11 protein-coding genes are annotated in these 12468 nt (G+C 36.3%); 1 reads left to right on the top strand and 10 read right to left on the bottom strand.

The window, feature by feature from the left end:
- Nucleotides 1-4 precede the first annotated feature (4 nt).
- The 10 genes from ADJ83_RS21225 to gpr form a co-directional block, all read right to left on the bottom strand.
- Entirely contained in the window at nucleotides 5-748 is a 744-nt protein-coding gene (locus ADJ83_RS21225; RefSeq protein WP_031536591.1) for a 16S rRNA (uracil(1498)-N(3))-methyltransferase, read from the bottom strand.
- A gap of 124 nt (nucleotides 749-872) precedes the next feature.
- Complete coding sequence (gene prmA, locus ADJ83_RS21220; protein ID WP_031536590.1) at nucleotides 873-1820, bottom strand: 50S ribosomal protein L11 methyltransferase; 948 nt, start codon at nucleotides 1818-1820, stop codon at nucleotides 873-875.
- A gap of 20 nt (nucleotides 1821-1840) precedes the next feature.
- The gene (dnaJ, locus tag ADJ83_RS21215) at nucleotides 1841-2968 is read right to left on the bottom strand and encodes a molecular chaperone DnaJ (protein WP_031536589.1); all 1128 of its coding nucleotides are present in this window, start codon (nucleotides 2966-2968) and stop codon (nucleotides 1841-1843) included.
- A 180-nt stretch (nucleotides 2969-3148) separates the two neighbouring features.
- Nucleotides 3149-4978 (bottom strand): molecular chaperone DnaK, encoded by a 1830-nt coding sequence (gene dnaK / locus ADJ83_RS21210; RefSeq protein ID WP_031536588.1) that lies wholly within the window; start codon nucleotides 4976-4978, stop codon nucleotides 3149-3151.
- A gap of 35 nt (nucleotides 4979-5013) precedes the next feature.
- Complete coding sequence (gene grpE / locus ADJ83_RS21205) at nucleotides 5014-5610, bottom strand: nucleotide exchange factor GrpE (protein WP_031536587.1); 597 nt, start codon at nucleotides 5608-5610, stop codon at nucleotides 5014-5016.
- A 119-nt stretch (nucleotides 5611-5729) separates the two neighbouring features.
- Complete coding sequence (hrcA, locus tag ADJ83_RS21200; RefSeq protein WP_031536586.1) at nucleotides 5730-6758, bottom strand: heat-inducible transcriptional repressor HrcA; 1029 nt, start codon at nucleotides 6756-6758, stop codon at nucleotides 5730-5732.
- Nucleotides 6759-6961: 203 nt separating this feature from the next.
- Nucleotides 6962-8101, bottom strand: a complete 1140-nt coding sequence (hemW, locus tag ADJ83_RS21195; protein ID WP_031536585.1) for a radical SAM family heme chaperone HemW — start codon at nucleotides 8099-8101, stop codon at nucleotides 6962-6964.
- Nucleotides 8102-8303: 202 nt separating this feature from the next.
- Nucleotides 8304-10139, bottom strand: coding sequence for a translation elongation factor 4 (lepA, locus tag ADJ83_RS21190; protein ID WP_031536584.1), 1836 nt, complete (start codon nucleotides 10137-10139; stop codon nucleotides 8304-8306).
- 102 nt (nucleotides 10140-10241) lie between these two features.
- Nucleotides 10242-10589, bottom strand: a complete 348-nt coding sequence (locus ADJ83_RS21185) for a YqxA family protein (RefSeq protein ID WP_031536583.1) — start codon at nucleotides 10587-10589, stop codon at nucleotides 10242-10244.
- A gap of 174 nt (nucleotides 10590-10763) precedes the next feature.
- Nucleotides 10764-11885: a GPR endopeptidase gene (gpr, locus tag ADJ83_RS21180; protein ID WP_031536582.1), complete on the bottom strand. Its 1122-nt coding sequence runs from the start codon at nucleotides 11883-11885 to the stop codon at nucleotides 10764-10766.
- A 207-nt stretch (nucleotides 11886-12092) separates the two neighbouring features.
- On the opposite strand from gpr, the gene rpsT reads away from it, so the two are divergent.
- Nucleotides 12093-12359, top strand: a complete 267-nt coding sequence (gene rpsT, locus ADJ83_RS21175) for a 30S ribosomal protein S20 (protein ID WP_031536581.1) — start codon at nucleotides 12093-12095, stop codon at nucleotides 12357-12359.
- The last annotated feature ends 109 nt before the right edge of the window (nucleotides 12360-12468 follow it).

The raw sequence follows: 12468 nt of genomic DNA, 5'->3' as shown, positions 1-12468 counted from the left end.
TTTATCACTCCATCAATTCAAAATGATAAGATACAGCAGACAACAGATACAATGGAGCTGTCTCTGTTCTTAATATTCTTGGACCAAGTCCACATAATTCAAAACCATGATCTTTTAATAACGTAACTTCTGCTTCTGTTAGACCACCTTCTGGTCCAAATACAGCAAGGATTGATTGTCCCTTTGCCATTGACTTAAGTTTCTTCGTTAATATAGACGATTCGCCTTGTCTTGCCTTTTCTTCGTATGCTACTAACTTTACATGAAAGCCTTCTGAAAGTTTAATCAATTCTTTTATATCAATTGGGGTATTTACTTTAGGAATCATCGTCCGATGAGATTGTTCTGCTGCTTCTTTCGCAATCTTATTCCAGCGAACAAGCTTTTTCCCACCTTTTTTCTCATCCCACTTAACGACAGAGCGAGCTGCTATAAAAGGGATAAACTTAAAAGCACCTAATTCTGTCCCTTTTTGAATAATCCATTCTAGCTTATCCCCTTTTGGCATTCCGCTCACAATGGAAACAGAAACAGGAAGCTCTATTTCTCCTTCTAACCATTGTACCACCTTTGCCGTCACTTCGTTTTCGGAAATATTTGCTATCTTACAACGTGCTACCTGTTGATTATCATTTACACAGTATATTTCATCTTCCATATTCATTCGCATAACACGAACGATATGATGATAATCATCTTCTTGGATAATAAATGTATCTTCTTCATTTTTAGCAAAATAACGCTGCAATCGAAATACCTACTTTCCTTTACCCAATAGATAAGGAAGAATCGTAAAACGAAACTTCCTTTTTCCTTTAGTCTATACGCTTACCCTTTTTTAGCTTTAACCGTAAAAAGATATAAGTTTATAGTTACTCACTCATTCTTTTTTGAGCAGTAATACTAACCCAATCTTCCATTTGAACCGTTTCTATTATTTCTAGTCCAGATGCAATAATAGCATCCTTTACTTCTTCTTTTTTCTGAAGAATTATACCAGAAGCAATAAAGTAGCCGTCTTTATGAAGTAAACGGTACACATCATCTGTAAAACGCACAATAACCTCTGCCAATATATTTGCAACAATCACATCTGCCTGTTCATTTATTCCACTCAATAAATTATTTTGACAGACCGTTGTCGTTTCATGAACCTTGTTTAATTTAATATTTAGTTTTGCAGAACGCACCGCAACTTCATCCAAATCTAGGGCAAGCACAGATTTAGCTCCTAACATTGCCGCAGCAATGCTTAATACACCAGAACCAGTCCCAACATCAATAACTATATCCTCTTTTTTAACTATTCTTTCCAAAGCTTGGATACATAATACAGTTGTTGGGTGGGTACCTGTACCGAAAGCCATGCCTGGATCTAATTCAATTATTAATTCATCCGTATGAACAGGTGTATAATTCTCCCATGTTGGTACAATGGTAAATTTCTCTGATATTTTTACAGGATGATAATATTTTTTCCAAGCAGTAGCCCATTCTTCTTCATTAACTTCCATGATGGAAACTTTGTTTAAACCAATATCAATATTAAATAGTACTAAATTATTGATGTTTTCTTTAATTGCCTCTACTGTTTCTCCAAGAAAACTATTGATTGGTAAATATGCTTTAACTAGGACGCCTTCTTCAGGATAATCATCAGGATTTAGTTGGTAGATTTCGCCGAATTGGTCTTCTCTTTCTTTAATTAATTCAAAGGGATCTTCAATCACTACCCCACTAGCACCTGCTTCATGCAAAATATTTGAAATAGGTTCAATCGCTTCATTTGTCGTATGAATTGTGATTTCTGACCATTTCATCTCTACCAACTCCTTTTTGATTATTCACCTTTAAACGCTTTTTTTACTTTAGAGAAAAAGCTGTCCTCTTCTTCTCCTTGAGGGGAAACTCCAGATACATCAGCAAATTCTTGTAATAGTTGCTTTTGCTTATCTGATAACTTTGTAGGTGTGACTAAACGAATGATAACATGCTGGTCACCTTGGCCATATCCACGTACATTCGGAATACCTTTGCCTTTAAGTCGGAATTTCGTTCCAGTTTGTGTCCCTGCAGGCACTTTTAGCTTCACTTTTCCATGGATGGTTGGTACTTCCACTTCATCTCCAAGCGCAGCCTGAACAAACGTGATTGGCATTTCACAATATACATCTTCTCCATCACGTTCGAAGAACTCATGTCTTCTTATGTGGAATACGACATATAAATCTCCTGCTGGTCCCCCGTTTGTGCCAGGTTCTCCTTGGCCTGTGACTCTTAATTGCTGACCATCATCAATACCGGCTGGAATTTTAACACTGATTTTGCGGCGTTTTTTCACTTTACCTGTTCCGCCACAAGTAGAACATTTATGTTTAATCTCTTTACCAGTTCCATTACAGTAATTACATGTTCTTCTATTCACAATACGACCGAATGGTGTGTTTTGCTCCACATTCAGTTGACCTGTACCGCTACAATGCTTACATGTAACTGGCTTAGTGCCTGGCTTTGCTCCTGTTCCATTACATGTTTCACAATTTTCTTCTCTTGGTATTTCAATTTCAGTTTCTTTACCAAATGCCGCTTCTTCAAACGAAAGGGTCATCGTATACTGTAAATCAGCTCCTTGACGCGGTGCATTTGGATCTCTTCTTCTGGATCCTCCACCACCACCAAAGAAAGTGCTGAAAATATCTTCAAAACCGCCAAAGCCACCGAAATCTGAGCCGCCACCAAAGCCTTGGTTAGGATCTGTATGTCCAAATTGATCATAATGAGCTCGTTTTTGGTCATCACTTAGTACTTCATAGGCCTCTTTCACTTCTTTAAACTTTTCATCTGCATCTTGTTCTTTATTAATATCCGGATGATACTTTTTTGAAAGCTTTCGATAAGCCTTTTTTATTTCATCCTTAGAAGCTCCTTTGCTAACTCCAAGGACTTCATAGTAATCTCGTTTGTCCATAATTGATTACCACTCCCCGATTCTTTTCACATAGATGCTATTGTATCATTTTGCATTTCCAAAGTACAATAGTTTCTTCCTAACTTTCTTAAATATCCCCAAAAAACATCTAAAAGAAAAGCCAAAGTCAAGATAACCTGACTTTGACTTTTTTTCTAATTATATATTGTTTTCATTCGTTTATTTATCGTCTTTTACTTCTTCAAATTCTGCATCGACTACGTTGTCATCTTTATCAGATGCTCCGCCCTCTGCTCCTTGTGCAGCTTGTGCAGCTTGAGCAGCCTCTTCATATAATTTCATAGAAAGAGCTTGAACGATTTCTTGAAGAGCTTCTTTTTTCGCACGAATATCTTCTAATTCGTTTTTCTCAATAGCAGCTTTTAAAGCGTCTTTTGCCTCATTCGCTTTGGCAACTTCGCTTTCGTCCACTTTTCCTTCTAAATCTTTCAATGTTTTTTCAGTAGTGAATACTAATTGATCTGCTTCATTACGTAGTTCCACTTCTTCTTTACGCTTTTTATCTGCTTCAGCATTTTCTTCTGCTTCTCTTACCATTTTGTCGATTTCTTCATCTGACAAGCCTGTAGAAGATTTAATTGTAATAGTTTGTTCTTTGTTTGTGCCAAGATCTTTCGCACGAACATTTACAATACCGTTTTTATCGATATCAAATGATACTTCAATTTGCGGAATTCCACGTGGTGCTGGTGGAATATCAGCTAATTGGAAACGGCCTAATGTTTTATTATCTGCAGCCATTGGGCGCTCCCCTTGAAGCACGTGGATATCAACAGCTGTTTGGTTATCTGCAGCAGTTGAGAATACTTGGGACTTAGACGTTGGGATTGTTGTATTACGATCGATTAGCTTCGTAAATACTCCACCCATAGTTTCGATACCTAATGAAAGTGGTGTGACATCTAAAAGAACAACATCTTTAACATCACCAGTAATTACTCCACCTTGGATAGCTGCACCCATTGCAACTACTTCATCAGGGTTTACCCCTTTATGTGGCTCTTTGCCGATTTCTTTTTTGATTGCTTCTTGAACTGCAGGGATACGTGTTGAACCACCTACAAGGATAACTTTATCAATTTCAGAAGCGTTAAGATTAGCATCTTTAAGTGCTTGACGAGTTGGTCCCATTGTACGTTCTACTAATGAAGCAGAAATTTCTTCGAATTTAGCACGAGATAAAGTTACTTCTAAGTGAAGTGGCCCAGCTTCTCCAGCTGTGATAAATGGTAAAGAAATTTGTGTAGAAGCTACACCAGAAAGATCTTTTTTCGCTTTCTCTGCTGCGTCTTTCAAACGTTGTAAAGCCATTTTATCTTTGCTTAGATCAATGCCATTTTCTTTTTTGAATTGTTCTACTAAATAATCGATAATAACTTGGTCAAAGTCATCTCCACCAAGACGATTGTCACCAGCAGTTGACTTAACTTCAAATACGCCATCGCCAAGCTCAAGGATAGATACGTCAAAAGTACCTCCCCCAAGGTCATAAACTAAAATAGTTTGGTCTTCCTCTGTTTTATCAAGACCATAAGCTAAAGCAGCAGCAGTTGGTTCGTTGATAATACGCTCAACTTCTAATCCAGCAATTTTACCAGCATCTTTTGTTGCTTGACGTTCTGCATCATTGAAGTAAGCAGGTACTGTAATAACAGCCTTTGTTACTTTCTCTCCAAGATACTCTTCTGCATAACCTTTTAAGTATTGAAGAATAATAGCAGAAACTTCTTGAGGAGAGTAGTTCTTGCCTTCAACTTCCACTTTATAATCTGTACCCATATGACGTTTAATTGACATAATCGTGTTTGGGTTTGTGATAGATTGACGTTTTGCAACTTCCCCTACTTGACGTTCTCCATTTTTGAATGCTACTACAGAAGGAGATGTTCTATTACCTTCTGGATTTGGGATAACTTTTGGTTCTCCACCTTCAAGTACAGCAACACAAGAGTTTGTTGTACCTAAATCAATTCCAATAATTTTACTCATGGAAATTTCCCTCCTATTATTTTAATATGTAATGCTTATTGACTTACTTTAACCATTGCAGGACGAATCACTCTGTCTTTTAACTTATACCCTTTTTGAAACTCTTCTACCACGATATTAGATTCCGTTCCCTCTACTTCCTCTTGCATAACTGCTTGATGAAGGTGGGGATCAAATTCTGTTCCAACCGCTTCAATAGCTTCTACACCTTCTTTTTTAAGAGCCTCAATAATTCCACGATAAACCATCTCCACACCAGTATATAAACTCTGTGTTTGTTCATCAACGGCTTCAATTTTCAATGCTCTTTCCAAATTATCGATGCTTGGTAATAAGTCCATTACTAGACTTTGTGCTCTATATGTTTGAGCCGCTTCCATGTCAAGCCTTGATCTGCGACGTGAATTATCAAAATCAGCCTGCAGGCGAAGATAGCGATTAGTTTCTTCTTCTAACTTAGCTTCTAGCACAGCAATTTTTTCATTTGCTGCCTTTAGTTCTTCCTCAACTGCATTTTCCTCATTGGAAGGAGTTGCTTCAGCCTCTTCAAATACTTCTTCAACAGTTTCTTCTACTTGGACATTTTCTTGTTGTTCCATCTCTGCACTATTTGTTGTTTTTTCATCTGCCAACTTGTTCACCTCCCTTAAAGGAATAATTATTCAAATGAAACCCGTACAGATTGGCACAGTTGCCAATAAGTTAATAGGTTAGTTATCCTAATTTCTACACTTTAAATATTCCACAGTAGTTATTTTTGATACAAATTAGTAAGTACTTTTGTCAGGTCATTCGATAAAATATTTAATAAGCTAACAACTCTTGAATATTCCATTCTTGTAGGACCAAGAATGGCGATTGATCCAATTTGCTCATTCCCTATACTGTAAGAAGCAGAGATAATACTGCAGTTTTCCATAGCGATATTATTATTTTCTCTACCAATTTTAATGCTTATATCAGAGGAATTATTGCGAATAAGCTCTGGGATTCCATCCTCTTTTTCAATCATATTCAACAAATTTCTTATCTTAGCAATATCATGAAATTCTGGTTGACTTAAAATATTGGTTTTTCCGCCAAAAAACAATTTTTCATGTGTTTCAATTTTTACCGTTTCTGAAAGTGAGTTGATTAAATACTCATAATTGCTAATATGCTGTTTCAACAAGGAAGCAACTTCTTTATAAATCTTGTTATGAAGCTTATCAATAGATACGCCCGTTAAACGTTCATTCAAGATATTTACCAGCTTCTCAATTTCACCAGCATGGATAGATTCAGGTAAATGAAACATTCTGTTTTCTACATGTCCTGAGTCTGTCACAATAATGGCAATGGCCGTATTCGTATTTAAAGGAACAATTTGAATTTTCTTCAATTTGTTTTCCTTAACGGCAGGCCCAAGGACAATAGTAGTATAATTTGTTAAATCAGACAATATTTTTGCGGATTTTTGTACAATATTTTCTAATTCGTATATTTTTTCTGCAAAAAGTGAGTTAATTCTCAAAATTTCTGAACGCTTTAATTTCTGTGGCGATAAAAGATGATCAACATAAAAACGATATCCCTTTTCTGAAGGTACTCGACCAGAAGAAGAGTGCGTTTTTTCGATAAACCCGGATTCTTCTAAATCTGCCATTTCATTACGAATGGTAGCGGAGCTAAACGTAATATTTTCTTTCTTTGATAAACTCCGTGAACCCACAGGTTGTGCTGTTGAAATAAAATCATCAATAATCACCTGTAATATTAATAATTGACGATCAGTTAACACATTAATCACCTCTGTTAGCACTCTTTGTTAGCGAGTGCTAAATCTATATATAAAGTAGCAAAAACAAAGGGGCTGTGTCAATAATTTGCTTCTGATTTCTACAAGAAATTTTTCCCTTTTCCCTTCCAACTAATCACAACAGAAGAAAAGTTTTCTTTCTTAGCCTTTAAAATGTTTAAAAGAAGCGAATACTTCTCCTGTTATTAGAGAACTCCAATAAACGATTGAAACACTTCATTACCTAAGAATCTTCCTTTATCGGTCAATTTCAAATATTCGCCCTGAATTTTGATTAGTCCTCGATCCAATAGCCCCTTTATTTCTTTCTCAAAAAGTTGTAAGACAGTATTATTATATTTTTTTTCAAAGGATGTTAAACTTACCCCTTGGTTTTTTCTTAATCCGAGAAATAATTCTTCCTCCATTTGTTCAACAAGGGATACCTTCTGTTCATGCATAATAGGAAATTCCCCTTGTTCTAATGGCTGCATATATTTTTTCAAAGGACCATAATTAGAGTAGCGGTTTCCAGCAATATACCCATGTGAGCCAGCTCCAAACCCAAAGTATTGCTCATTATTCCAGTAGGTTAGATTATGTCTACTTTTAAACCCAGGCTTGGCAAAATTACTAATTTCATATTGCTGAAAACCATGACTTGTCATCTCTTCCATTAACACCCCATACATGCTTGCTTCCACATCTTCACCAGGTGTTGGTAGTTTACCCTTTCTCATCAGGTTATAAAAAACGGTTTTTGGCTCTATAATAAGAGAGTAGCCTGAATAATGCTGGATATCCAATGAAAATGCAGTCTTTAATGTATCTTTGAAATCTTCCAGTGTTTGCCCTGGCAAACTATAAATTAAATCCACACTAATATTGTTAAATCCAATCTTTTTGGCAGCCTCAATGGATGAAAAAACGTCTTCCGCCTTATGTGTTCTGCCAATCCTTTGTAATAGCTCATTATTAAAAGACTGAACACCAAAGCTTAGACGATTGACACCCCCTTCATAAAGAGCTTTTAATTTATCTTCTGTTAAATCACCAGGATTCGCTTCAAAAGTATATTCGATCCCCTGATGCTGCTGTAGTTCTGTATTAATGATTCCACAAAGTCTTTCTAGCTGCGAGGCAGATAAGCTTGTCGGTGTACCTCCCCCAACAAAAATGGTAGAAAGCGTTTGTTCCCCATACTTATCAATGGTTAACTTTATTTCTTTCTCCAATGAATCTAAGTATTCATCTACCGGCTGTCCTTTTAAAAATACTTTATTAAAATCACAGTAGTGACAAATATGCTCACAAAATGGAATATGAATATATGCTGCTTGTATCAATTTTTCACAACCTTTAATTTAATCAACTCTATTACTAAACAGGGAGACCACAATCCCTGTTTCATTGGTAAAATAAGAAAAGAGGTTGATGCTATCTTTATCTTTAGCACCTACCCCCTTTACTTATAGCAGTCAATGCACTTAATAGCAAGTTTCCTGCACTAGCTGTCATCCATGCTACTTTCGGCTCATCAACTGTATTTTATTTTTTTGTATTATTATCATCCATCCGTAACACGGCCATAAAAGCTTCTTGCGGTACTTCAACGGAACCAACTTGCTTCATTCGTTTTTTCCCTTCCTTTTGCTTCTCTAACAATTTACGTTTACGAGAAATATCGCCACCGTAACATTTAGCCAATACGTTTTTCCGCATCGCTTTAATGGTAGAACGGGCAACTATCTTTTGACCAATTGCCGCTTGGATCGGAACCTCAAACTGCTGGCGTGGAATAAGTTCCTTTAATTTCTCTACAATTACTTTCCCTCTTTCATAGGCAAAATCTTTATGAACAATAAAACTGAGGGCATCCACTTGTTCTGCATTTAATAAAATATCCATCTTCACAAGTGTAGAAGTTTTGTATCCAATCAACTCATAATCAAAGGATGCATAACCTCTTGTGTTTGATTTCAATTGGTCAAAGAAATCATACACAATTTCCGACAATGGGATTTCATACGTAATTTTGACACGAGTTTCATCCATATATTGCATATCAATGAATACACCACGTTTTAGTTGACATAATTCCATGATCGCACCGACATATTCATTAGGAGCCATCATTGTTGCTTTAACAAAAGGTTCTTCAATGCGTTCGATTTTTTGAGGATCTGGCATTGCCGACGGATTGTCTACCTTGATTTCAGTTCCATCTGTCAAAATAACATCGTAGATAACACTTGGTGCTGTTGTAATCAAGTCAATTTTAAATTCTCGCTCAATCCGTTCTTGGATAATCTCCATATGAAGAAGGCCAAGGAAACCACAACGGAAACCAAATCCTAATGCTTGAGATGTCTCTGGCTCAAATTGCAACGCAGAATCATTTAGTTCCAATTTTTCTAATGCTTCCCGTAAATCATTAAATTTCGCACTGTCTATTGGATACAACCCACAATAAACCATTGGATTTAACTTACGGTATCCTGGTAATGCTTCTGTTGCGCCATTCTTTGCATTAGTTATGGTATCCCCTACTCGAGTATCCCCAACATTTTTAATTGCCGCTGTTAAGAAACCTACATCCCCAACAGATAAGTGATCTGTAGGAGTAGCTTTCGGTGTAAATACTCCCACCTCAATAACTTCAAATTCTTTGCCTGTTGCCATCATTTTAATTTTGTCACCAGGTTTTACCGTACCATCAACAACACGGATATACGTCACAACCCCACGATATGCATCATATAGGCTGTCAAAAATAAGTGCTTTTAATGGCGCTTCTGGATCCCCTTCAGGAGCAGGAACTTTCTCAACAACTTGTTCTAGTATTTCCTCTATCCCTATTCCAGCTTTGGCAGAAGCTAGTACAGCCTCAGAAGCATCTAATCCAATTACCTCTTCAATTTCATTTCTAACCCTTTCAGGATCAGCACTTGGAAGGTCAATTTTATTAATAACCGGAACAATTTCCAAATCATTATCAATTGCTAAATAAACATTTGCTAATGTTTGTGCTTCAATTCCTTGTGCAGCATCAACTACTAGTACTGCTCCTTCACATGCAGCCAAACTACGTGATACTTCATATGTAAAATCCACGTGACCTGGTGTATCAATTAAATGAAGTGTATAGATTTCTCCATCATTTGCCTTATATTTAAGCTGGACTGAGTTTAATTTAATCGTGATTCCACGTTCTCTTTCTAAATCCATTGAATCTAATAGCTGATCTTTCATCTCACGTGCAGTGAGTGCGTTTGTTTTTTCTAATATTCTATCAGCTAGGGTGGATTTCCCATGATCTATATGTGCAATAATAGAAAAATTTCTAATTTTTGATTGTCTTTTTAGCATCTCTTCTCTGTTCATTTAGTTCACTCCTACAATAATCGCGCATGTACACTATTTTTGATTATAGCAGTGTGAAGAATAAGATTCAACGAAAAGTAAAATGAATTACTAAACAGTTTTCTAGTTTTCTTTTTCTTCAATTATATCTCCAACCAGACTTACGCCTTTTTCTGCCAATGAAGAAATGGTATCAGCTACTCCTTTACCGATACTTGACAATAAATTAAAAGCCCTCATTTCTTCTAATTGCTGTTTCTTTTGTTCTAAATCATGACTTGTAACGTTTTGTCCTAGGACGGAAGCCTCTACATTTCCATCCTCATTTTTTACGGAGACTGCACTTTGAAGCCCTTGATCATCATAGCCTCTCATTTTGTGAATCCCGCTATTTGCTTGCTGCATTCCGAATAAGACACATATAAACATTAACAAAACGATTCCGACAGCACCTAATGTATATAGTTTCAACTTGATCAATCTCCTTTAATCTAATTATCAAGTCTGCAATTCTCCATATATTAAAAAGAAAGGGAGCATCCCTAGAGATACATCCTTTCGTTCCATGGAAAAATAGCAATCATTTCCTAGCAACTCTATTAAAATGTATGAAAATACTAGGAAAGATAGAACTATTATTGTCAACTAGTGAGTATTATAACCAACATTTTCTTGATTAATGGCTGAATGAAGGGCAGCATTTAATCCATTTGCAAGTAAGTTAGCCATATCCTCAATAAAGACATCCACTTCTTTTGGCGTAACCATTAAATTATGACCTATTGGCGATAGCACTTCATAAATTAACTTTCTCTTTTCCTCTTCAGGCAATGTACCAATAATACCGAGAAAAGTCTTCCGATGCTGTTCTTCTGGCAAATCCTCCTCCGTTAATTTTCTTTTTTCTCCAAAGCTTAATCCTGCCGGTGCTAACGCTCTTGATGGCCTATTCCCTTCTTTTAGTTCTTTTCCAAAATGCTTCAAGATGTAATCTATCGTATCGCTCGTAATAGATACAGCATCCACCACCGTCGGTACTCCTATTGCAATCACTGGTCTTCCTAGTGTTTCTTCACTCAGTTCCTTCCGTTTATTTCCTACGCCAGACCCTGGATGGATCCCTGTATCTGAAACTTGGATAGTAGAATTTACACGGTCTATTGAACGTGATGCGAGTGCATCAATTACGATAACAAAATCAGGATTCGTTTTCTCTACTACTCCTTTAATGATATCGCTCGTTTCAATTCCAGTAAGACCCATTACTCCTGGGGCTAAACTTGATACTGGCCGATATCCCTCTTCCACGCTTTCTGGCTGCAATTCGTATAAATGCCTCGTTACAAGTATATTTTCACAAACCTGAGGTCCTAACGCATCTGGGGTAACATTCCAGTTCCCTAGCCCAACTACTAAGCAGGATGCATTTTCTTTAATATTGCTCTGCTTTAAAAATTGCGAAAACTCACTTGCAAAAACTTTCTCTACTTTCTCTTGCAATTTCGTATCCTGCTGTCTTATTCCTAATACTTCTATTGTTAAATATTTACCTTGTTTTTTCCCTATTATTTCTTCGCCCTTTTCTGTTACTTCCACATAGGACATTTTAATGCCATTTTCCTCTTTTTCCTTGATGATAACCCCTTCAAGCTGTGATTGATCCTGTTCATTTTGAACAAGCCCTTGTTTATGTAAAGCTAAATCCTTTGCCTCAATAGCTAAATCAGTCCGTATAGAATACATGCTTAAATCTAGTTTTTCCTCCATCGTTATCCCCTTCCAATTAAATTAATATAAGAGTATTATTAGCATTGCCTTTCTCCCCAAAAAAATTCATATTGTCCAAATTAGAAGGAAGTCTTGCATTATTAGTCCTCGTTTGATAAAATATCACTTGTTCTTTAAGTTTTTTAGGAATGTATATATCGAGTTTAAATAATGAACTTGATGCTTCTTTTTAGGAGGTGAACGTAAATGCCAAATATTAAATCTGCTATTAAACGTGTAAAAACTAGTGAAGCTCGTAATGCTCAAAACACTACAGTTAAATCTGCAATGCGTACTGCTGTTAAAAAGACTGAAGCTGCTATTGCTCTTAATGATACAACTGCTGCAAATGAAAGTTTTGTAGAAGCTGCTAGTAAATTAGACAAAGCTGCTGCTAAAGGTCTTATTCATAAAAATGCTGCTGCTCGTAAAAAATCTCGTTTAGCGAAAAGAAAAAATGCTTCAAACGCATAATGAGTAAAAAAAGACTATCAATTAGATAGTCTTTTTTATGTCTTTTTATTTATTCAGCTATAATATTAACCCCGTAAATCAAAATATAAACAAAAACAGTAAGAGGGGT

The sequence above is a fragment of the Bacillus sp. 522_BSPC genome, assembly GCF_001076885.1.
Taxonomy (GTDB): Bacteria; Bacillota; Bacilli; order Bacillales; family Cytobacillaceae; genus Niallia; species Niallia hominis.
This window is presented reverse-complemented; position numbering and strand designations above follow the sequence as displayed.

Bases quoted from the DNA above. Each gene is read 5' to 3' on its own strand.
- lepA (WP_031536584.1), bottom strand. From the start codon at position 10,139: ATGAACAGAGAAGAGATGCTAAAAAGACAATCAAAAATTAGAAATTTT.
- prmA (WP_031536590.1), bottom strand. From the start codon at position 1,820: ATGAAATGGTCAGAAATCACAATTCATACGACAAATGAAGCGATTGAA.
- dnaJ (WP_031536589.1), bottom strand. From the start codon at position 2,968: ATGGACAAACGAGATTACTATGAAGTCCTTGGAGTTAGCAAAGGAGCT.
- gpr (WP_031536582.1), bottom strand. From the start codon at position 11,885: ATGGAGGAAAAACTAGATTTAAGCATGTATTCTATACGGACTGATTTA.
- dnaK (WP_031536588.1), bottom strand. From the start codon at position 4,978: ATGAGTAAAATTATTGGAATTGATTTAGGTACAACAAACTCTTGTGTT.
- rpsT (WP_031536581.1), top strand. From the start codon at position 12,093: ATGCCAAATATTAAATCTGCTATTAAACGTGTAAAAACTAGTGAAGCT.